Raw genomic sequence first — 20,975 nt, 5'->3', positions numbered from 1 at the left:
GAGGAATCCGCCATGCCCTATTTCGATCACGACGGGTGCCAACTGCACTACGAGGAATATGGCCACGGCACGCCGGTACTGCTGCTCCATGGCCTGGGCTCGAGCACCCTGGACTGGGAATACCAGATCCCCGAGCTGGCGGCCCGGCACCGCGTGATCGCCCTCGACGTGCGCGGCCATGGCCGTTCCGACAAACCACGGGAGCGCTACCGCATCGCCGACTTCGCCAGCGATGCCGCCGCCCTGCTCGAGCACCTCGGCCTGCCCCGCGTGCACCTGGTGGGCATCTCCATGGGCGGCATGATCGGCTTCCAGCTCGGCGTCGATCAGCCCCACCTGCTGCACAGCCTGACCATCGTCAACAGCGGCCCGGAAGTGAAGGCCCGCAAGCCGCGCGACTACCTGGAAATCGCCAGGCGCTGGACGCTGTCGCGCCTGCTGAGCCTGGAAACCATCGCCAGGGCCCTGGCCCGCCTGCTGTTCCCCAAGCCCGAACAGGCCGAGCTGCGGCGCAAGCTCGAGGAACGCTGGCCACGCAACGACAAGCGTGCCTACCTGGCCAGCCTGGACGCCATCATCGGCTGGGGCGTACGGGAACGCCTGGCGCGCATCACCTGTCCAACCCTGGTCGTCAGCGCCGACCACGATTACACCCCGGTGGCGCAGAAACAGGCCTATGTGGACGAGTTGCCCAACGCGCGGCTGCTGGTCATCGAGGATTCGCGACACGCCACCCCGCTGGATCAACCCGAACGCTTCAACCACAGCCTGCTTGCCTTTCTCCGGGAAGTCGAAAAGACTGCCCCAACCTCAAACAAGGATCAGTCCACATGCTGAAAAAACTTGCCCTCACCGCCTGCTCGCTGCTGTTCGCCGTGCAGGTCATGGCCGCGGAAAATCCGATCGTGCTGCTGACCACCAGCCTGGGCGACATCGAAGTCCAGCTCGACGAGCAGAACGCGCCGATCAGCACCAGGAACTTCCTCGCCTACGTCGACAGCGGCTTCTACAAGGACACCCAGTTCCACCGGGTGATCCCGGGCTTCATGATTCAGGGCGGCGGCTTCGATGCCAGCATGCGCCAGAAACAGACCGAGGCGCCGATCAGGAACGAAGCCGACAACGGCCTGCACAACGTACGCGGCACCCTGGCCATGGCACGCACCCAGGCGCGGGATTCGGCCACCAGCCAGTTCTTCATCAACCACAGCGACAACGCCTTCCTCGACCACGGCTCGCGCGACTTCGGCTATGCCGTGTTCGGCAAGGTGCTCAAGGGCATGGACGTGGTCGACAAGATCGCCCAGGTGCGCACCGCCAACCGCGCCGGCCAGCAAAACGTGCCACTGGAACCGATTCTTATTCTTGAAGCCAAACGCCTCTGATACCCTGCACCCGGGTAACCCGCAGGCCAGAGCCTGTGGATTACCCGCGAGCGCCGCGCTCGCCGCTACGCCTCGAGCCTCGCCTGACAGGCCACGCCTGCCACCCCTCCGGGAAGCCCGCCTCCCGCTCACCAGCCAGAGCAGACTGCACCCATGTTGTTCCGCCGTTTCGAAGCCCTGATCGACGTATTCAAACCGGCCCCCGACGTGGAGCCCCCCAGCGGCATGCTGCGTTTCTACGCCCATTACCTGAAACAGGTATGGCCACTGATGATCGCGGTGCTGGTGATCGGCTTCCTCGCGGCGGTGATCGAAGTGGCGCTGTTCAGCTTTCTCGGGCAACTGATCGACATGGCCCAGGGCGCCCAGAGCAGCGAATTCTTCGCCCAGCACCGCGACGAGCTGTTGTGGATGGCGCTGGTGGCGCTGATCATCCGCCCGCTGGTGTTCGGCCTGCACAACCTGCTCACCCACCAGGCCATCAACCCCGGCCTGACCAACCTGATTCGCTGGCAGAACCACCGCTACGTGCTCAAGCAGAGCCTGAGCTTCTTCCAGAACGATTTCGCCGGACGCATCGCCCAGCGGGTGATGCAGACCGGCCCGTCGCTGCGCGACTCGGCCATGCAGGTGATCGATGCGCTGTGGCACGTGGTGGTGTACGCCGGCAGTGCGCTGTACCTGTTCGCCGCCGCCGACCTGCGCCTGGTCGTGCCCCTGGCCTTGTGGATCCTCGCCTACAGCGCCTCGCTGTGGTATTTCGTGCCGCGCATCAAGGCGCGCTCGGCGGCCGCCTCCGCGGCCCGTTCCAAGGTCATGGGCCGGGTGGTCGACGGTTACAGCAACGCCGCCACGCTCAAGCTGTTCGCCCACTCGCGGGAAGAGGAAAGCTACGCCCGCGAAGCCATGCAGGAGCTGCTCGACAAGTTCCGCCTGCAAACGCGCACCATCACCGCCCTGGACTTCAGCATCACCTGCATCAATGGCCTGTTGATCGTCGCTACCGGCGCCCTGGCCCTGTGGCTGTGGAGCGAGTCGCTGATCAGTACCGGCGCCATCGCCCTGGCCCTGGGCCTGGTGATCCGCATCAACAACATGGCCGAATGGATCATGTGGGTGGTCAATGGCATCTTCGAGAACGTCGGCACCGTGCAGGACGGCATGCGCACCATCGTCCAGCCGCGCCACATACTCGACCGGGCCGAGGCCAAACCGCTGCAGGTCGAACGGGGCGCCGTGCACTTCGACAACATCCACTTCCACTATGGCAAACAGGAGGGCGTGATCAGTGGCCTCGACATCGCCATTGGTCCCGGCGAGAAGATCGGCCTGGTCGGCCCGTCCGGCGCCGGCAAGTCGACCCTGGTCAATCTGCTGCTGCGCCTGTACGACCTGGAAAGCGGGCGCATCCTCATCGATGGCCAGGATATCGCCGAGGTCACCCAGGAAAGCCTGCGCGCGCGCATCGGCGTGGTCACCCAGGACACCTCCCTGCTGCACCGCTCGATCCGCGACAACCTGCGCTACGGCAAACCCGAGGCGAGCGACGAGGAACTCTGGGAAGCGGCGCGCAAGGCCCGCGCCGACGGCTTCATTCCGCTGCTCGACGACGGCCAGGGCGGCCATGGCTTCGATGCCTACGTCGGCGAGCGTGGCGTCAAGCTCTCCGGCGGCCAGCGCCAGCGCATCGCCATCGCCCGGGTGCTGCTCAAGGATGCGCCGATTCTGATCCTCGACGAGGCGACCTCGGCGCTGGACTCCGAAGTGGAAGCCGCCATCCAGGAAAGCCTGGACAGCCTGATGGAAGGCAAGACGGTGATCGCCATCGCCCACCGCCTCTCCACCATCGCCCGCATGGACCGCCTGGTGGTGATCGACAAGGGCCAGGTGATCGAAACCGGTACCCATAGCGAACTGATCGAACGTGGCGGCCTGTATGCGCGCCTGTGGCAGCACCAGACCGGTGGTTTCGTCGGCGTCGATTGAGCGGGCCCGCCGGCGCGGGCAGGCGCGCCGGGAACACTCAGATAGGTAGCTTGCTAATATCCATCATTGGCACTGATGAAGACTACAAAAGCCATCGATTTCACCTGCCCCGGCTTTATTGGTTCCATGGCGTCGTACCAAGCCAAACCGCAGCCCCGATGAGTCCCAACCCGACCAGCCGATGGACACCGCGCGTTTCGCTTGATGCTTGCCGGGGTTCGTCGGCGCTCCAGGGCGGGCGAACCCTCAACTTGCATTGAGGACGACTCCATGAAAATCGCATCCGTTGTAACCGCTGTACTGTCCAGCCTCGCACCTGCCGTTTTCGCCGCCGACATCACGCGCCAACCCGGCGCCGGGCTGCCGGTCGAGGACTACCACTACGGCATGAAGGTCGATGTGCAGAAAGTGCTGTTCCGCACCGACGTCTCGGACAAGACCGGCGTGGTACCGGTGATCATGGTCTACACCGACAGCCAGGGTGAAACCCACAAGTTGCGCTTCCTCGAATGGGGCGGTCGTAACGACGGTTGATCCACCCGCCCAGCGCATCAGGCCTGCCGATAAGGCAGGGCCTCGCGCGCCTGCCGGGCGTACGCCAGTACCCCTTCGCGTTCCTCGCGCAGAAACGCCTCGACCGCCGCCCGCAACCCGTCGTGCACCAGGTAGTGCCAGGAATGGGTGATCACCGGCTCGAAACCGCGTATCAGTTTGTGCTCGCCCTGGGCGCCGGCATCGAAACGCTGCAGGCCCTGGGCGATCGCCAGCTCCATGCCCTGATAGAAACAGGTCTCGAAATGCAGCCGGTCGAATTCGGCCAGGCAGCCCCAGTAGCGCCCATACAGGCGGCCGGCAGCGATCAGGCTGAAGGCCATGGCCACCGGCCGAGCCCCCTGCCGGGACAGCACCACGCGAATGGCCTCGGGCATACGCTCGGCCAGCAGGCTGAAGAAGGCCCGGGTCAGATAGGGCGACTGGCCGCGCACGTGGTAGGTATTGGCGTAGCACAGGTAGACGAAATCCCACTCGGCCTCGCTCAACTGCTGGCCTTCGCGCCACTCGAAGACGATGCCCTGCCCCGCCACCTGCTCACGCTCCTTGCGCATCTGCTTGCGCTTGCGCGAACTGAGGCCGTCGAGGAAATCCTGAAAATCCCGGTAGCCGCGGTTGTGCCAGTGGAACTGGCAACCCAGGCGCTGCAACCAGCCCTCCCGCCCCTGCAGCAAGGCATTGGCGGCCGCGTCGGTGAAATTGATGTGCAGCCCGGACAGCCCCTGCTGCGCGAGCGTGGCGGTGACCTCATCGAGCATCTGTCCGGCCGCCTGCGGCGTGCCGAGCAGGCGCTGACCGGTCACCGGGGAAAAGGGAATGGCGCCGAGCAGCTTGGGGTAGTAGTCGATGCCGGCTCGCTGGCAGGCATCGGCCCAGCCGTGGTCGAACACGTACTCGCCATAGGAGTGGCGTTTGACATAGGCCGGCAATGCGGCGACCGGCTCGCCCTGCGCGCCCAGCGCCACTTGATGCGCCGCCTGCCAACCACTGCGCCCACCGACGCTGCCACTGTCCTCCAGGGCACTGAGAAAGGCATGGCGCAGAAACGGCTGGGGCTCGCTCAGCAAGCCATCCCAGACGGGTGCGGCGAGGTCGTTGAGAGCGTGCAGGCTGTAGACGGGCATCGAAGGTATCCGGGTAGCGGTCAGTGCCCACTATATCGCCAACCCAGGGAACGGTTGTGTGTCGTTTCCACGGCACAGCCCGCAGGATGGCCGCCAGGGATGGCAGGCCACAAAAATAACCGGCAGCGATTTTTCATGTAGCGCGGAAGATGGCCACGCTTGTAGGAGCCCCGACCTCGGGGCGATTGCTGGTCACACCACAGATGTTGGGCGATGGCTACCATCGGGGGTCGACGCTCCTACACAAGGATCAGGACGGTCTCTACGATTCCCACGACACATGACCGGGACATAGCCTAAAAAAAGCCCCGCACTGGGCGGGGCAGAAAGTAAGGAGCAACGGTACTACTGGAGAAACACCGAACGATCAGAACGCGTACTGGGCACGAACCACGAAGCCGTCGCCACTGTCGTCGCCGGTGCGCAGGGCGCCCACGGCGTTGTAGACATTGTCGGTGCTGGCCTTGACGTAGACGCCGCTGAGCTTGACCGCTTCGTTGACGTACCAGTTCACGCCGAGGTTGTGCACCTTGGCTTCCAGGTCGCCGACATCACGCGTGGCGCTGGCAGTGACCAGGTTGTCGTCTTCCACGGTGATGCTGTCGTAGCGGTAGAACACTTCCCAGGCGCCGATCTGCTTGTTCTCGGGCTTGATCGAGTCGAAGCGGCCGAGCCTGTAGCCACGGGACTCGCCGGTCAGGGTGTAGGCGGCCTGAACGTAGTAGCCGTCGGCCTTGATGTCCTGGAAGGCGGAATCGTCGGCTTTCAGCTTGCGCTTCATGTATTCGCCTTGCAGCGAGAAAGGCCCGGTGGCCCAGGCCGCTTCCAGGCCCCAGGCGGTGTCATTGTCGTAGGAGCCGGCAGCGGTACCGCTGGCGCCGGCGAAGACCACGCGGTTGCCGTTCGCGCCGGCGTCGTTGCCACCGGAGGTCTCGACACCGCGCATGCCCAGGCGGCTACGGAAGCGGGTGTCGACGACCGAGTCGGAGACATCGCGGCGGGCGAAGTTGGCGCCCAGGTGAAGGACGTTGCCGGCATCGTGCAGAGGCGCGAACACGCCACGCAGGTTGACCTGCTTGTTGCTTTCGCCGTCTTCGTCGTTGCTGTCCTTGGCGAACAGGCCGCCCGACAGGTACAGCGAATCGCCGATCGCGCTGGAGGCCTGGATGCCCATGCCGTTCTGGTGGCCGTTGGCCCAGTCGATCACGTCATAGAAGGCGTTGCGCTCTTGCGCGGTCACCCACTTGGAGCTGGTGGCTTTTTCCAGGCCGAACTCGGGATCGAAGCGACCGACCTTGATCGACACCGGCTTGAAGCCGTTGTAGGCGATGGAAGCCTCGTCGAAATAACCGTCTTCCGAACTCCCGGAGTTGTGCGAGAAATCGTAGCTCAGGGTGTAGGCCCAGTCGGTGAAGGCCACGCCGGAGATTTCCAGGAAGGCGCGGCGGAAGTAGGCGGCATCGGCACTTTTGCCATTGTCGGTATAAATGCCATCGAACGAACTGTAGTCAGCCTGCAGACGGCCGCCGACCTTGAAACCGAAGGCCTTGTCGGTCGTCGCGACTTCCAGGCCACCCTTGGTCTTGATCACGATATCGGCGCCGTCGGTGGTGACGGTGCCGGCGAAAGCCTGGGCGGAAACGGCCAGAGCCAGGGCGCTGGCTGCGAAACCGGCGAAGTGCTTACGGATCATCGAAGATTCCCCTATTGGACAATAAGTGCTGAAAACACCCGAGCATTCGCGCTCGTTCGTGCTGGGGGAATCTTCGCGGCGGCTTATGTCAGCGCGGTTGCCGATATATAAATATTTGATGACAAGGGAACTTTCTTACTTCCGATACTCATAAGAGCCGGCAGCCGCCTCCACGAGCGGACAACCCGGGCCCGTTCGGCGAGGCAGCAAAGGCAGGCGCGCCGCGAACGCGGCGGCGCAGGGGATGGGCCGGTACACAGGGCATACCGGCCGAGGGGGACGACGAGGCTTCAGCGCTTGCGCAGGATCACGCTGCCGATCGAATAGCCCGCCCCAAAGGAGCTGAGCACGCCCAGCGCGCCGCTGGGCAGGTCTTCGTGGTGCTTGTGCAGGGCGATCACCGAGCCGGCGGAGCTGGTATTGGCATAGGTGTCGAGGATCACCGGCGCCTCGTCGGGCTCGGCATCGCGGCCCAGCAGTCTGCGCACGATCAGCAGGTTCATGTTGAGGTTGGCCTGGTGCAGCCAGAAGCGCTTGATGTCGCTGACCTGCAGGTCGTTTTCCTGCAGGTGGCTGGCGATCAGCTCGGCGACCATCGGGCAGACGTCCCTGAACACCTTGCGCCCCTCCTGCACGAACAGCTTGTCGCGCGTGCCCTGGCTGCCGTCTTGCGCCGCGCGGTTGAGGAAGCCGAAGTTGTTGCGGATGTTGTTGGAGAACTGGGTCAGCAGCTTGGTGCCGACCACCTCGAACTGCTGCGCCGAGCTCGCCTGATCGGCGCGCTCGATGATCACCGCCGTGGCCGCGTCGCCGAAGATGAAGTGGCTGTCGCGGTCGCGGAAGTTGAGGTGGCCGGTGCAGATTTCCGGGTTGACCATCAGGATCGCCCGGGCCTGGCCGAGCTGGACGCTGTTGACCGCGGCCTGGATGCCGAAGGTGGCCGAGGAGCAGGCCACGTTCATGTCGTAGCCGAAACCCTGAATGCCCAGCGCCGCCTGCACTTCGATGGCGACCGCGGGATAGGCGCGCTGCAGGTTGGAGCAGGCGACGATGACGCCGTCGATATCGGCTGCCGTCTTGCCGGCGCGGGCCAGGGCCTGCTCGGCGGCGCCCACCGCCATTTCGCAGAGGATGCCCCACTGCTCGTTACTGCGCTCGGGGATGTACGGCACCATGCGCCGGGGGTCGAGAATGCCCTGCTTGTCGATCACGAAGCGGCTCTTGATGCCCGAGGCCTTCTCGATGAAGGCACTGTTCGATTCGCTCAACGCCTCGACCTCGCCACGCGCGATGGCTTCGGCGTTGTCGGCGTTGAACTGCTGGACGAAGGCATTGAAAGACGCCACCAACTCGTCGTTGGAAATGCTGTTGGCCGGGGTGTACAGGCCCGTGCCGCTGATGACGACGTTATGCACGTGTATTCCTCTTGTTCTTCGCCATTCGCGGCGACATATCAGGCAAACCGCAAAAGGCGGCCAACAAGGTGCCACTGGCAAGGCCGGCGAGCACTCGCCGCCAGCAGAAACACCTCATCACAAGTAATTAGGATCCGTTGACGTTTCAGCGCAAGCCGCGTTGCCGCGAGAAATCTCGCCAGGCCGGGCGGCGATCCGCTAGGCGGAGGACGCCGGGAATGGCGTTCCCTTGCCAAGTCCTCCAACAACGCATGGCGAGATTTCTCGCGCAACCTAGGCGGCCCCACCCGAAGGGCCGGGCCCGTTTTGCCGCGATGCTGCGTTTCTCGCCGGCTCATTTAGCCCGCTAAACTTCGCGGCTCGTGCCTTGCCTCGCGGTAAAACGGGCTCCGGCGCGGTCGTGCTGAAACGTCAACAGATCCTAAGTGTGCCACAGACGCCCTTTTTTCGCCTGCCCCTCGGATAAACAGAGCGCCGGGCAGAAGGCGCCCGGCCTGCCGCAGGCATCGACGAGCGGGTGGCGGGCCGTCTACATTGCAGGCGTGTCGCCACAGGCAACAAGGAGCCTGCATGAACCTGTCCCTGCTCAGCCGTTATGCCTTTTTCGCCTTCTGCGTGTCGTTCACACTCGTCAGCCTGGCATTCCTGCAGCACGAATGGCTCTGGCCGCTGACCCTCGCCGGCGCCCTGCTGAGCCTGATCGGCATTGGCGACCTGCTGCAGAAGCGCCACGCCGTGCGCCGCAATTACCCGATCCTGGGCAACATCCGCTACCTGGTCGAGGGCATTCGCCCGGAGATCCGCCAGTACCTGCTCGAAGGCGACAGCGAGCAGCTGCCCTTCTCCCGCGCCCAGCGCTCGCTGGTCTACGCCCGCGCCAAGAACGAGGGTGGCGACAAGCCCTTCGGCACCCTCATCGATGTCTATCAGGATGGCTTCCAGTTCATCAGCCACTCGATGCGCCCGGCGCCGCTGAGCGACCCCGACAGTTTCCGGGTGGTCATCGGCGGGCCGCAGTGCGGCCAGCCCTACTCGGCCTCGCTGTTCAACATTTCCGCCATGAGTTTCGGCTCGCTCAGCGCCAATGCCATACGCGCGCTGAACAAGGGCGCCAAGCTGGGCAATTTCGCCCACGACACCGGCGAGGGCAGTATCAGCAGCTACCACCGCGAGCACGACGGCGACCTGATCTGGGAACTGGGCAGCGGCTACTTCGGCTGCCGCACGGCCGCGGGCACCTTCGACGCGCAGCGCTTCGCCGCCCAGGCGCAGCGGCCCCAGGTGCGGATGATCGAGATCAAGCTGTCGCAGGGCGCCAAGCCCGGCCACGGCGGCATCCTGCCCAAGCACAAGATCACCGCGGAAATCGCCGAGACCCGCGGCGTGCCCATGGGCGAGGACTGCGTCTCGCCATCGCGCCACAGCGCCTTCTCCACCCCGATCGAACTGCTCCAGTTCGTCGCCCGCCTGCGCGAGCTGTCGGGCGGCAAACCGGTGGGGTTCAAGTTCTGCCTCGGCCATCCGTGGGAATTCATGGGCATCGCCAAGGCCATGCTGGAAACCGGCATCCTGCCCGACTTCATCGTCGTCGATGGCAAGGAAGGCGGCACCGGCGCGGCGCCCGTGGAGTTCACCGATCACCTCGGCGTGCCCATGCGCGAGGGCCTGCTGTTCGTGCACAACACCCTGGTCGGCCTGAACCTGCGCGACAAGATCAAGCTCGGCGCCAGCGGCAAGATCGTCAGTGCCTTCGACATCGCCCGCGTACTGGCCATCGGCGCCGACTGGGCCAACTCGGCACGCGGCTTCATGTTCGCCATCGGCTGCATCCAGAGCCAGAGCTGCCACACCAACAAGTGCCCGACCGGAGTGGCCACCCAGGACCCGTTGCGCCAGCGCGCGCTGGTGGTCGAGGACAAGGCGCAGCGCGTCTACAACTTCCACCGCAACACCCTCAAGGCCCTGGCGGAAATGCTCGCCGCCGCCGGCCTCGACCACCCCGCGCAGATGGACGCACGGCACCTGGTGCAGCGCATGTCGGCCACCGAGATCCGCCTGTTCTCCCAGCAGCACGTCTTTCTCAAACCGGGCGAGCTGCTCGGCAGCGAGATAGAAGGCGAGTTCTACCAGCGGATGTGGAAGATGGCCCGCGCCGACAGCTTCGAAGCGGCGGCCTGAGGCGGCGCACCGGGCGCCGCGCCAGGCTCGCTGGATCAGCTCAGGCTGGCGTCGACCACCAGCACCAGCTTGCCATTGACCTGGTTGCTTTCCAGGGTGGCGAAGGCGGCCTCGGCATCCTCTATCGGGAAGCTGCGGGCCAGCTGCGGCTTGAGCCGGCCCTCGCCGAACAGCGGCCAGACGTGCTGGCGCAGGTCGCGCAACAGGTCGGCCTTGAACAGCTCGTCGCGGTTGCGCAGGGTCGAACCGATCAATTGAATGCGCTTGCCCAGCAGCAGGGCCAGATCCAGCTCCGCCTTGCGCCCGCCCATCAGGCCGATGTTCACCCAGCGGCCATCGCGGGCCAGCAACTTCAGGTTGAGCGCGGCGTAGCTGGCGCCCACCGGATCGAGAATCACCTCGAAGGGGGCGAAATCGTTCAACGCCTCGAGGCCGTCCTCGCCGCGGATGGCCCCGCCGACCGCCCCCAGGCTTTCACAATAGGCCAGGCGCTCGGGTGACCCGACGCTGACCCAGCAGGGGCTGCCGAAGGCCTTGCACAACTGGATGGCCGCCGAGCCGACGCCGCTGGCCCCGGCGTGCAGCAAGACCTTCTCGCCGGGCTTGAGGCCGCCCAGCTGGAACAGGTTGAGCCAGGCCGTGGCATAGACTTCCGGCAACCCGGCGGCCTCGTGCAGCGACAGGCCGTCGGGTACCGGCAGCACGTGCCGCGCGTCGACCACCACCTCCTCGGCGATGCCGCCGCCGGCGAGCAAGGCACAGACCCGGTCGCCCACCTGCCAGGCGCTGCCGGCGCCCACCTCGCTGACGATGCCGGCACATTCCAGACCAAGAATATCGCTGGCTCCAGGGGGCGGCGGGTACAACCCGGCACGCTGCAACAGGTCGGCGCGATTCAGCCCCGCGGCCGCCACGCGGATACGTATTTCCCCCACATCACAGGCCGGAACGGGACGCTCGGCCCATTCCACCTGCCCTTCCACGCCTTGCAATGCCTTCACGCTGCCTCCATAGTGCATTTGAACCGAGCCCGGCGCTTAACGCTGGGCTTTTGCATTGCGCCGATGGAACCTGGCGCCCTTAAAGATGGCCTAATATGCGTTATCAACTGTCCCCGCGTCGAATCAGCATGAAGCGATCCCTCATCAGTGCCACCCTGGCCCTGGCCCTCGGGCTGGGCGCTCTGCCCCTTGCGGCCAAGACCAGCAAGGCGGACCCGTGGGAATACCTGCAGCCCGATCGCGAACAGGTGATCGCCAGCCTCAACGTCGTGGAGTTGCTGCAACGCCACCACTACAACAAGCCGCCGCTCGACGACAAGCGCTCGGAGAAGATCTACGAGGGCTATCTCAAGTTACTTGACCCCGCGCGCAGCTATTTCATTGCAACGGATATCGCCGAGTTCGACCGCTGGAAGGACAAGTTCGACGACCTGCTGAAGAACGGCGACCTCGGCCCCGGCTTCTTCATCTACAAGCGCCAGCTGGAGCGTCAGCAGGAGCGCCTGCAGTATGTGCAGAACCTGCTGGCCAAGGGCGTCGACAAGATCGACTTCAGCATCGACGAGGATCTGCTGGTCGACCGCGAGAAGGCGCCCTGGGCGAAGAATGTCGCCGAACTGGACGAGTTGTGGCGCAAGCGTCTGAAGGACGAAGTGCTGCGCCTGAAGATCGCCGGCAAGGAGCCGGCCGCCATCCAGGAACTGCTCGCCAAGCGCTACAAGAGCCAGCAGGCGCGTCTGCAGCAGACCCGCGGCGAGGACGTGTTCCAGGCGTACATCAACGCCTTCGCCATGACCTACGACCCGCACACCAACTACCTCTCCCCGGACAACGCGGAGAACTTCGACATCAACATGAGCCTGTCCCTGGAAGGCATCGGCGCCGTGCTGCAAAGCGATAACGAGCACGTCAAGGTGGTGCGCCTGGTACCGGCCGGCCCGGCGGAAAAGAGCAAGCAGATCGCTCCCGCCGACAAGATCGTCGGTGTCGCCCAGGGCGACGACGACATGGTCGACGTGATCGGCTGGCGCCTCGATGAAGTGGTCAAACTGATCCGTGGCCCGAAAGGCTCGCGTGTCCGCCTGGAAGTGATACCGGCCAGCAATGCGCCGAACGACCAGACCAGCAAGGTGGTGAGCATCACCCGCGAGGCGGTCAAGCTGGAAGAACAGGCGGCGAAGAAATCCGTGCTCAAACTGGAACAGGACGGTCGCTCCTACAGCCTGGGCGTCATCGAAATCCCGGCTTTCTACCTGGATTTCAAGGCGTTCCGTGCCGGCGACCCGAACTACAAGAGCACCACCCGCGACGTGAAAAAGCTGATCACCGAGTTGCAGGCGGAGAAGGTCGACGGCATCGTCATCGACCTGCGCAACAACGGTGGCGGCTCGCTGCAGGAAGCCACCGAGCTGACCGGCCTGTTCATCGACAAGGGCCCCACGGTGCTGGTGCGCAACAGCGACGGCCGGGTCGACGTGCTGGCCGACGAGCAGGACGGCGCCTTCTACAAAGGCCCGCTGGCCGTGCTGGTCAACCGCCTCTCGGCTTCGGCCTCGGAAATCTTCGCCGGCGCCATGCAGGACTACCACCGCGCCCTGATCCTCGGTGGCCAGACCTTCGGCAAGGGCACGGTGCAGACCATCCAGCCGCTCAATCATGGCGAGCTGAAACTCACCCTGGCCAAGTTCTACCGCGTGTCCGGGCAGAGCACCCAGCATCAGGGCGTGATTCCGGACATCCTCTATCCCGACGTGATGGACAACAAGGAAATCGGCGAAAGCGCCCTGCCCGAGGCCATGCCCTGGGACAGCATCCGTCCGGCGATCAAGCCGGAACTGGATCCGATCAAGCCGTTCCTCACCGAGCTGAAATCGCGCTACGACAACCGTACCGCGAACAACCCGGACTTCAACTTCGCCCGCGAGCGCCTGGCCCTGTCCCAGGAGCTGATGAGCGAGAAGACCGTCAGCCTCAACGAGGCCAAGCGGCGTGCCCAGCAGGCCGATATCGAGAATCGTCAGCTGGCGATCGAGAACAGCCGCCGTAGCGCCAAGGGCGAAACGCTGCTGACCGAGCTGAAGAAGGAAGACGAGGATGCCCTGCTGCCCAGCGAGGACGAGAAGACCAAGCCGGAAGATGACGCCTACCTGGCGGAAACCGGGCATATCCTGATCGACTACCTCAAGCTCAACGCCACCCTGGCCAAGCAATAAGCCCTCCCCCCAGGCGCCCTGTCCTCTCGACATGGCGCCTCCTTCCCTGCCCCACTGGTGCCACGATGGCGTATCCAAGCGGATCGGCTGAGTGGTCGCTCAAAGGCGATAGCGGACGGCCGATAAGAGCGCTAGAGGCTGGAGGCTGAACGACAAGCAAACCGCACAGGCTCTTTCGTCCAGCTTTCCAGCCTCGAGCGCTTTTGATCGAAGGCCGAAGGCCGCTATCGCCTTATGGCTGTCATCAAATAGTCATCCAGCTGTCGTGAAATAGCGCAATAGCAAACGTGAGCGGCATCGCTCGCGGAGCGTCCGCCCTTCGCTTTTTCACAGAGACCTGCCATGACCGTCACCGAGCAATTGAGCGCGCTGGGCCAGATCCTCGCTCACGGCGACCTGCATAGCCTGTTTCAACCCATCGTTTCGCTGGCCGAACGCCGCATCCTCGGTTACGAAGCGCTGACCCGTGGCCCGTCCAACAGCCCGCTGCACTCGCCCATCAACCTGTTCGCCGCCGCCCGCCAGAGCGGTTGCCTCAGCGAACTGGAGCTGGCCTGTCGCAAGAGCGCCTGCCGTCGTTTCAGCGAGCTGAAGCTGGGTGGCCTGCTGTTTCTCAACGTATCCCCGGACTCGCTGCTCGACGGCAACCACCAGCCGGGTCGTACCCTGCAGTTGTTGCAGACCTATGGCATCCCGCCGAGCCAGGTGGTGATCGAGTTGACCGAACAGTCGCCCACCGACGACTTCAGCCTGCTCGATACGGCCCTGCACCACTACCGCGCCATGGGTTTCTCCATCGCCCTGGACGACCTCGGCGCCGGCTACTCCAGCCTGCGCCTGTGGTCGGAACTGCGTCCCGACTACGTGAAGATCGACCGCCACTTCATCGACGGCATCCACCAGGATGCGGTCAAGCGCGAGTTCGTCGGCTCGATCCTGCAGATGGCCAAAGCCTCGCGGGCCCAGGTGATCGCCGAAGGCATCGAGCTCGAAGAGGAGCTCGCCGTGCTCTGCGAAATGGGCGTGGACCTGCTCCAGGGCTACCTGCTCTGCCGTCCGCAGGAGCAGCCTCCCAGCGATGCGCGCCAACTGTTGCCGACCCTGGGCAGCACGCCGACCACGCTCGGCGAGGAAGGCAGCGACCTGTCCGCCCTGCTCAACGAGCAGCCCGCGGTCGCCCTCGACACGCCCACGGCACAGGTGCTCGAAGCCTTCCGCGCCCAGGCCAACCTCAACTCGCTGGCGGTGCTCGACGCGCAGCAGCGCCCGGTGGGCATCGTGCACCGTCATTCGCTGTCGGAAGCGCTGCTCAAGCCCTTCGCCACCGAGCTGTTCGCCCGCAAGCCGATCAGCCGCCTGATGAGCAACGACTTCCTCGCCGTCGAGCTCGGCCAGTCGCTGCAGAAGGTCAGCCGCCTGCTGACCAGCCGCGCCCGGCAGCGTATCGAGGAAGACTTCATCATCACCCTCGACGGCCGTTACCAGGGGCTGGGCCGGGTCATCGATGTGCTCAAGCTGATCACCGAACTGAAGATCCAGCAGGCCCGTTACGCCAATCCGCTGACCCTGCTGCCCGGCAACGTGCCCATCCAGCAATGCTTGAGCCGCCTGCTGCTGCAGAGCCGCGAGGCGGTGATCTGCTACGTGGACATCGACAGCTTCAAACCCTTCAACGACCTCTACGGCTACGCCCGGGGCGACGAAGTGCTGTTGTGCCTGGCCCAGTGCCTGAACGAGCGGGTCGACCCGGCCCGGGACTTCGTCGGCCATATCGGCGGCGATGATTTCCTCCTGGTGTTCGGCTCGCAGGATTGGCGCGCGCGGCTCAACCGCCTGCTGGAAGACTTCCAGGGCCAGTGCCGGCGCTTCTACAAGGATGAACACCTGGATGCCGGCTGCTTCATCAGCCATAACCGCCAGGGGCAGCGCGAGGAATATCCGCTGCTGTCACTGTCGGTCGGCGTGGTGCACCTGCACCCCGAGCATTGCGCCCAGCTGGATGCCAGCGAACTGGCCAGCCTGGCCTCGGATGCCAAGCGCCAGGCCAAGGCGATCCCGGGTTACAGCCTGCACCTGATCGACACCCACACGCTCGATGCCGAGCCCGCTCAGGGCTCCTGCGGGTAGCTGAACTCGAATACCCGGGCTACTTCGGAGGCATGCCAGGAGGCGGCCGCCACACCGTCGGAAGCGCCATCGAAGCGCCCCAGGCGCGTCACGCAGTCGAAGAAACCGGTGCGCGGCAGGCGGCTGGCGCCCTGACTGATCACCAGCGCACTGCGCAGCGGGCGACCGGCACGCGCATCCAAGGCCGCCAGATGCTCCAGGGCGGCGGTCAGGGTCTGCATCGCCGGGCTCGGCAACGCCAGGCGCTCGATCAGAGCCCGATAGGTGAGCAGATGACGCTGGCGGCGGGCATCCTCCAGGGCGTCCAGCAAGGCCTGCCAATGCACGCGGCTGATGCGCACACTCACCGCCCCGGCTCCCAGGCGGAAACGCCCAGCACCCAGGCCAGCGCCCGCAGGATCGCCGCATCGGGCTGGCGTTCGCCGCTCTCGATCATGCCCAGGTAATGCGGGCTGATGCCCACCGCCCGCGCCAGCTCCTCGCGGCTCAGGCCCTTGTCTTCGCGGCGGGCCCGCAGCTCGGCAAGCGACGCCGGAGCCTGCGTTGGCGGCGGCTCGATCCGAGGCGCGGGGAGCTCCCGTCCGGCGGCCTGCAACAGTGCCCGATACTCGGCCCAAGGCAAGACCGCGTATTCCGGTTCGCCGTCCCGCTCGATCACTTGTACATTCATTCTCGGCTCTCCGTGAGGCGTGGCATCATGCCCAGGCCGACGCTGACGGGCACCACGCGGCGTCAGGCCCGCGCCATCTTAGCAGTCCCCCGGCAGCCGCGCTCGCAACAGCCCTCAGGACTTGTCCACGACCACCCGCTCGGCAACCGGCAAACGGGCGATGGACTCACGGGTCTCGCGATCCTGGCCGTCGCGCCAGTTGCGAAAGGCCGTCAGTTCGCTGTCCCAGGTGCGCAAGACCCAGGCCAGTACCGCCAGGTCATCCACCAGGCCCAACCCGGGAATGAAGTCGGGAATGGCGTCCAGCGGTGTCACGAAATACAGCAGTCCTGCCACCACGGCGAGTAACGCCTGCGGATTGACCGCCCGATAACGCCCCCGCCACCAGGCCACGCACAGCTCCTGCAACAGGCCCAGATCGTCCTTCAGGCCGGCAAGGCCCCGGCCTTGGCGAGCGCTCTTGCGGGTCACCGCCATCAACAGGGCGGGCAAACGGCCACGGTTCAGAAAACGCCGGGCCAGGGGCAGGTAACGGGAAAAATTCCAGGGTGCTTTCATGGTCACTCCTCGTCAGCCCGCATGCTTGCTGGGCTGTCTGCGGTTATCCACCAAAGCTGTGGATAACCTTGTGAACAGCTACTGGATGAGCTTACCAAACGCCCTGTTCATGCGGTCTTGCCACAGATCGGACATTTTTTATCCAGCCAATAAATCCCTGTTAAATCAATTAGTTAAAAAAATCAAAAGATTTCTCTGGAAACCCTGAGGCGGTAACCGAAACAGCTTGTCGCAATGTGCATAACCGTAACATGGCGCTTGCATTGCAGAGCATTTTCGGACTAGGCAGCCCGCCCCGAAAACGACGACGCCCCGAAAACGGGGCGTCGTCCTGCAAGCCATGGCTTACTGGGCAGGCTCGGCTTCGGGCTCTGCCGGCTGCTGGGCAGCCTGGTCCTTGATCGCCAGCAGTTCCAGGTCGAACACCAGCACCGAGTTGGCCGGAATCGCCGGGCTCGGGCTCTGCGCGCCATAGGCCAGCTCGCTGGGGATGTACAGTTTGTACTTCTCACCCACGTGCATCAGCTGCAGGCCTTCCACCCAACCCGGGATCACGCCGCCAACCGGCAGGTCGATCGGGCTGCCACGCTCCACCGAGCTGTCGAACACGGTGCCGTCGGTCAGCTTGCCTTCGTAATGGACGGTGACCACGTCATCGGCCGTGGGCTGAGGGCCGTCGGCCTTCTTGATCACTTCGTACTGCAGGCCGGAAGCGGTGGTGGTGACGCCGTCACGCTTGCCGTTCTCTTCGAGGAATTTCTGCCCGGCCTTGGCCGACTCTTCGTTCATGGCGGTCATGCGCTCTTCGGCACGCTTCTGCAGGAAGGCGAAGGCTTCGATCAGCTCTTCGTCCTTCAGGCGCTGTTCCTTCTTGCCGATGGCGTCTTCGATGCCCTGGGCCACCGCTTTGGAGTCCAGGTCATCCATGCCTTCCTGAGCCAGGCTCTTGCCCATGTTCAAGCCAATACCGTAGGAAGCCTTTTGTGCGGGGCTTTCCAGTTTCACGTCGCTGGTTTGCGAATCGCAACCGGCGAGCACCAGGCCCACTAGGGCAACCGCTGCCGCCAAACGATGCTGTTTCATGCTGATTCCTTGTTCGCTGCGCCCGAGGGCAATCGAGTGAAGGCGCGAGCTTAGGGTCTGTTGACGTATCAACGCAAGCCGCGTAGCTGCGAAAAAACTCGCCAAGATAGGAGTTTACCGCTCGCGAGAAGTTCATCGGGCGGCCTCGCGACGGCCTCCAAGGCGGGCAGCGGCTGCTCTGCTCATCCGCCCAGCAGCGCTCGCGCCACCCGTGAACCGTTGTCCTTGCCCAGCACCGTACTGATGCGCTGTCCGGCGTCGACCAGGGCCCTCAGGTCGATGCCGGTTTCGATGCCCAGGCCTTGCAGCAGGTAGAGCACATCCTCGCTGGCCACGTTGCCGGTGGCGCCCTTGGCATAGGGGCACCCTCCCAGGCCGGCGACCGAGCTGTCGAACACGGCGATGCCTTCCAGCAGGCTGGCGTAGATATTGCTCAGGGCCTGGCCATAGGTGTCGTGAAAATGCCCGGCGAGCCGCTCGCGCGGCACCTCGCGCCCGACCACCTCGAACAGGCGCCGCGCAGCCGATGCCGTGCCGACGCCGATGGTGTCGCCGAGCGACACCTCATGGCAGCCCATGCCATGCAGCTCGCGGGCGACGGCGGCCACCTGTTCAGGCTCGATGTGGCCGTCGTAGGGACAGCCCAGTACGCAGGACACATACCCCCGTACACGCACGCCATGGCGCCGCGCCGCGTCCATGACCGGGACGAAACGGGCCAGGCTCTCGCTGATCGAACAGTTGATGTTGCGCCGGGAAAAGGACTCCGACGCCGCGGCGAATACGGCGACTTCCCTCACCCCGGCCTGCAACGCAGCCTCCAGCCCCTGCAGGTTGGGGGTCAGCGCGGCATAGGTGACGGCGGGCCGCTGCCTGATGGCGGCGAACACCTCGGCGCTGCCGGCCATCTGCGGCACCCATTTGGGCGAGACGAAGCTGCCGACCTCGATATAGCCAAGGCCGGCGGCGGACAGGTCGTCCACCAGGCGCACCTTGTCGGCGATGCCGATCGGTTGCCGCTCGTTCTGCAGACCATCGCGCGGGCCGACCTCGACCAGGCGCACGCGGGCGGGCAGGCTCATGGCTGCACCTCCAGCTCCACCAGCACCGCGCCTTCGCCGATCAGCTCTCCCTCACTGCAGTGGAGCGCCTTGACCGTGCCGGCCCCCGGCGCGCGGATACTGTGCTCCATCTTCATCGCCTCCAGCACGACCAGCGCGGTGCCGGCCTCGACCCGCTGGCCGACCTCGACCAGCACGCGCACGATACTGCCGTTCATGGGCGCGCTGAGACCGCCCTGCTGGGCATTGCCGGCCTCGGCGGCGGCGATGGGATCGAAACGGCGCACGGCCTGCCATTCGTCCTTCCAGCGCAGGTACAGGGTAGTGCCCTGGCGCCATACGCGCGCTTCGTTGGCCGCCATGCCGTCGAACACCACCTCACGACGAACGTCGCCGCACACCAGGGTCATCGGGATCTGCGCCGGCAGGCCGCTGCGCCAGGCATTGCGCGCCGCCCAGGGCGAGTGCGGATCGTCCGCCCGCTGCCGCTCGGCATCGGTCGCCAGAAAGGCGGCGGCGGCCTGCTGCCAGAAGGCCTGCGGCAACGCCCCGGGCGCGGGCAACAGCTGCGCCCGGTGGCGCTCGATGAAGCCGGTATCCAGTTCGGCCTCGGCGAAGGCCGGATGGGCGAGGATGCGCTGCAGGAAGGCCAGGTTGGTCTTGAAACCGCCGACCACGGTCTCGCCCAGCATGCTCAGCAGGCGCTGGCGAGCCTCTTCGCGGTTCTCGCCCCAGGCGATCAGCTTGGCCAGCATCGGGTCGTAGAACGGCGACACCTGGTCGCCCTGCTGCACGCCGCTGTCGACCCGCCGGCCCGGCCCGGCCGCCGGCTCGCGGTATAGGTCGAGGTGACCGCTGGCGGGCAGGAAACCAGCTTGCGGGTCCTCGGCGTACAGGCGCACTTCGATGGCGTGGCCATGCAGCGGCACCTGCTGCTGCGTCAGTGGCAGCGGCTCGCCGCGGGCAACGCGAATCTGCCAGGCCACCAGGTCGAGCCCGGTGATCGCCTCGGTTACCGGGTGTTCGACCTGCAGCCGGGTATTCATCTCCATGAAGAAGAACTCGCCGCGCGCGTCGAGCAGGAATTCCACGGTGCCGGCACCGACATAGCCGATGGCCTGGGCGGCGCGCACGGCGGACTCGCCCATGGCCTGGCGCAGCGCCGGCGACAGGCCCGGCGCCGGGGCTTCCTCCACCACCTTCTGGTGGCGGCGCTGGATCGAACAATCACGCTCATTGAGGTACAGGCAATGGCCATGCTGGTCGGCGAACACCTGGATTTCCACATGGCGCGGTTTGATCAGGTACTTTTCCACCAGCATGCGCCCATCGCCGAACGCCGACTGCGCTTCGCGCTGCGCCGACGACAAGGCCTCGGCCAGCTCGCTGTCGCGCTCGACCACCTTCATGCCCTTGCCGCCGCCCCCGGCCGTGGCCTTGAGCAGCACCGGATAACCGATCTGCGCGGCGGCTTCGCGGAAAGTCTGCAGGTCCTGTTCGTCACCGTGGTAGCCGGGCACCAGGGGTACGCCGGCCTTGGCCATCAGCGCCTTGGCCGCGGACTTGCTGCCCATGGCCTCGATGGCGCTGGCCGGTGGACCGAGGAAGATCAGCCCGGCCTGTTCCAGCTTGCGGGCGAAGCTGGCGTTCTCGGAGAGAAAGCCGTAGCCCGGGTGAATGGCCTCGGCGCCAGTGGCCCGGGCGGCCTCGATGATCTTGTCCATCAACAGGTAGCTGTCGCCGGGCCGGGCGCCGCCCAGGCCGATGGCGAGGTCGGCCTCGCGCACGTGCAGGGCGTCGCGGTCGATGTCGCTGTGCACCGCCACGGTGGTCAGGCCCAGGGACTTGGCGCTGCGCATCACCCGGCAGGCGATCTCGCCCCGGTTGGCGACCAGCAGTGTGCTGATGGTTGTCGTTTTCATATGGTCA

At 65.3% G+C, this 20,975-nt stretch carries 17 protein-coding genes; 7 read left to right on the top strand and 10 right to left on the bottom strand.

Translation table 11 applies throughout. The features are described from left to right. Positions 1-12 precede the first annotated feature (12 nt). The 4 genes from DNK34_RS13080 (at position 13) to DNK34_RS13065 (ending at position 3,905) form a co-directional block, all read left to right on the top strand. The gene (locus tag DNK34_RS13080) at positions 13-837 is read left to right on the top strand and encodes an alpha/beta fold hydrolase (RefSeq protein WP_131174876.1); all 825 of its coding nucleotides are present in this window, start codon (positions 13-15) and stop codon (positions 835-837) included. Then, complete coding sequence (locus tag DNK34_RS13075; RefSeq protein ID WP_131174875.1) at positions 831-1,385, top strand: peptidylprolyl isomerase; 555 nt, start codon at positions 831-833, stop codon at positions 1,383-1,385. Before DNK34_RS13080 ends, DNK34_RS13075 begins: the two co-directional genes overlap by 7 nt. Before the next feature lie 153 nt (positions 1,386-1,538). Beyond that, a complete protein-coding gene (locus DNK34_RS13070; protein ID WP_131174874.1) occupies positions 1,539-3,371 on the top strand; it encodes an ABC transporter ATP-binding protein in 1,833 nt (610 codons plus the stop codon). A 270-nt stretch (positions 3,372-3,641) separates the two neighbouring features. Next, positions 3,642-3,905 carry a DUF2790 domain-containing protein gene (locus tag DNK34_RS13065; RefSeq protein ID WP_131174873.1) on the top strand — a complete coding sequence of 88 codons (264 nt, stop codon included), beginning with the start codon at positions 3,642-3,644 and terminating at the stop codon, positions 3,903-3,905. Positions 3,906-3,922: 17 nt separating this feature from the next. Here the strand turns inward: DNK34_RS13065 and DNK34_RS13060 are convergent, their stop codons facing one another. The 3 genes from DNK34_RS13060 to DNK34_RS13050 all read right to left on the bottom strand — a co-directional run bounded on the left by DNK34_RS13060 (position 3,923) and on the right by DNK34_RS13050 (position 8,155). Next, a complete protein-coding gene (locus DNK34_RS13060) occupies positions 3,923-5,047 on the bottom strand; it encodes a GNAT family N-acetyltransferase (protein ID WP_131174872.1) in 1,125 nt (374 codons plus the stop codon). A gap of 367 nt (positions 5,048-5,414) precedes the next feature. Continuing rightward, a complete protein-coding gene (locus DNK34_RS13055; protein WP_131174871.1) occupies positions 5,415-6,740 on the bottom strand; it encodes an OprO/OprP family phosphate-selective porin in 1,326 nt (441 codons plus the stop codon). Between the two features lie 290 nt (positions 6,741-7,030). Continuing rightward, positions 7,031-8,155 (bottom strand): beta-ketoacyl-ACP synthase III, encoded by a 1,125-nt coding sequence (locus tag DNK34_RS13050; RefSeq protein ID WP_131174870.1) that lies wholly within the window; start codon positions 8,153-8,155, stop codon positions 7,031-7,033. A 570-nt stretch (positions 8,156-8,725) separates the two neighbouring features. On the opposite strand from DNK34_RS13050, the gene DNK34_RS13040 reads away from it, so the two are divergent. Next, positions 8,726-10,333 (top strand): FMN-binding glutamate synthase family protein, encoded by a 1,608-nt coding sequence (locus tag DNK34_RS13040; RefSeq protein WP_131174868.1) that lies wholly within the window; start codon positions 8,726-8,728, stop codon positions 10,331-10,333. A 35-nt stretch (positions 10,334-10,368) separates the two neighbouring features. Here the strand turns inward: DNK34_RS13040 and DNK34_RS13035 are convergent, their stop codons facing one another. Then, entirely contained in the window at positions 10,369-11,334 is a 966-nt protein-coding gene (locus tag DNK34_RS13035; RefSeq protein ID WP_131174867.1) for an NAD(P)H-quinone oxidoreductase, read from the bottom strand. A gap of 128 nt (positions 11,335-11,462) precedes the next feature. On the opposite strand from DNK34_RS13035, the gene DNK34_RS13030 reads away from it, so the two are divergent. After that, positions 11,463-13,547, top strand: a complete 2,085-nt coding sequence (locus DNK34_RS13030) for a carboxy terminal-processing peptidase (protein ID WP_165497304.1) — start codon at positions 11,463-11,465, stop codon at positions 13,545-13,547. A 342-nt stretch (positions 13,548-13,889) separates the two neighbouring features. Beyond that, the gene (locus tag DNK34_RS13025) at positions 13,890-15,674 is read left to right on the top strand and encodes a bifunctional diguanylate cyclase/phosphodiesterase (protein ID WP_131174865.1); all 1,785 of its coding nucleotides are present in this window, start codon (positions 13,890-13,892) and stop codon (positions 15,672-15,674) included. Here DNK34_RS13025 and DNK34_RS13020 read toward each other — a convergent pair. The 6 genes from DNK34_RS13020 to DNK34_RS12995 form a co-directional block, all read right to left on the bottom strand. After that, positions 15,656-16,021, bottom strand: coding sequence for a hypothetical protein (locus DNK34_RS13020; protein WP_131174864.1), 366 nt, complete (start codon positions 16,019-16,021; stop codon positions 15,656-15,658). The genes DNK34_RS13025 and DNK34_RS13020 overlap by 19 nt on opposite strands. Continuing rightward, positions 16,018-16,344, bottom strand: coding sequence for a helix-turn-helix domain-containing protein (locus DNK34_RS13015; protein ID WP_131174863.1), 327 nt, complete (start codon positions 16,342-16,344; stop codon positions 16,018-16,020). Before DNK34_RS13015 ends, DNK34_RS13020 begins: the two co-directional genes overlap by 4 nt. 114 nt (positions 16,345-16,458) lie before the next feature. Next, positions 16,459-16,902: a YkvA family protein gene (locus tag DNK34_RS13010; RefSeq protein ID WP_131174862.1), complete on the bottom strand. Its 444-nt coding sequence runs from the start codon at positions 16,900-16,902 to the stop codon at positions 16,459-16,461. Between the two features lie 345 nt (positions 16,903-17,247). Beyond that, on the bottom strand, positions 17,248-17,985 hold the full coding sequence (bamJ, locus tag DNK34_RS13005) for a BamJ family beta-barrel-assembly machinery protein (RefSeq protein WP_131174861.1): 738 nt from the start codon (positions 17,983-17,985) through the stop codon (positions 17,248-17,250). A 182-nt stretch (positions 17,986-18,167) separates the two neighbouring features. Further along, a complete protein-coding gene (locus DNK34_RS13000) occupies positions 18,168-19,067 on the bottom strand; it encodes a hydroxymethylglutaryl-CoA lyase (protein WP_131174860.1) in 900 nt (299 codons plus the stop codon). Continuing rightward, positions 19,064-20,968: an acetyl/propionyl/methylcrotonyl-CoA carboxylase subunit alpha gene (locus DNK34_RS12995; protein WP_131174859.1), complete on the bottom strand. Its 1,905-nt coding sequence runs from the start codon at positions 20,966-20,968 to the stop codon at positions 19,064-19,066. Before DNK34_RS12995 ends, DNK34_RS13000 begins: the two co-directional genes overlap by 4 nt. Between the last annotated feature and the right edge of the window lie 7 nt (positions 20,969-20,975).

Source organism: Phytopseudomonas dryadis (assembly GCF_004327355.1).
Lineage (GTDB): Bacteria > Pseudomonadota > Gammaproteobacteria > Pseudomonadales > Pseudomonadaceae > Aquipseudomonas > Aquipseudomonas dryadis.
This window is presented reverse-complemented; position numbering and strand designations above follow the sequence as displayed.

Excerpts from the sequence above, each read along its gene's own strand:
- DNK34_RS13065 (WP_131174873.1), top strand. The coding sequence starts at position 3,642 with ATGAAAATCGCATCCGTTGTAACCGCTGTACTGTCCAGCCTCGCACCT.
- DNK34_RS13075 (WP_131174875.1), top strand. The coding sequence starts at position 831 with ATGCTGAAAAAACTTGCCCTCACCGCCTGCTCGCTGCTGTTCGCCGTG.
- DNK34_RS13025 (WP_131174865.1), top strand. The coding sequence starts at position 13,890 with ATGACCGTCACCGAGCAATTGAGCGCGCTGGGCCAGATCCTCGCTCAC.
- DNK34_RS13040 (WP_131174868.1), top strand. The coding sequence starts at position 8,726 with ATGAACCTGTCCCTGCTCAGCCGTTATGCCTTTTTCGCCTTCTGCGTG.
- DNK34_RS12995 (WP_131174859.1), bottom strand. The coding sequence starts at position 20,968 with ATGAAAACGACAACCATCAGCACACTGCTGGTCGCCAACCGGGGCGAG.
- DNK34_RS13070 (WP_131174874.1), top strand. The coding sequence starts at position 1,539 with ATGTTGTTCCGCCGTTTCGAAGCCCTGATCGACGTATTCAAACCGGCC.
- DNK34_RS13030 (WP_165497304.1), top strand. The coding sequence starts at position 11,463 with ATGAAGCGATCCCTCATCAGTGCCACCCTGGCCCTGGCCCTCGGGCTG.
- DNK34_RS13010 (WP_131174862.1), bottom strand. The coding sequence starts at position 16,902 with ATGAAAGCACCCTGGAATTTTTCCCGTTACCTGCCCCTGGCCCGGCGT.
- DNK34_RS13055 (WP_131174871.1), bottom strand. The coding sequence starts at position 6,740 with ATGATCCGTAAGCACTTCGCCGGTTTCGCAGCCAGCGCCCTGGCTCTG.
- bamJ (WP_131174861.1), bottom strand. The coding sequence starts at position 17,985 with ATGAAACAGCATCGTTTGGCGGCAGCGGTTGCCCTAGTGGGCCTGGTG.
- DNK34_RS13015 (WP_131174863.1), bottom strand. The coding sequence starts at position 16,344 with ATGAATGTACAAGTGATCGAGCGGGACGGCGAACCGGAATACGCGGTC.
- DNK34_RS13000 (WP_131174860.1), bottom strand. The coding sequence starts at position 19,067 with ATGAGCCTGCCCGCCCGCGTGCGCCTGGTCGAGGTCGGCCCGCGCGAT.
- DNK34_RS13060 (WP_131174872.1), bottom strand. The coding sequence starts at position 5,047 with ATGCCCGTCTACAGCCTGCACGCTCTCAACGACCTCGCCGCACCCGTC.
- DNK34_RS13080 (WP_131174876.1), top strand. The coding sequence starts at position 13 with ATGCCCTATTTCGATCACGACGGGTGCCAACTGCACTACGAGGAATAT.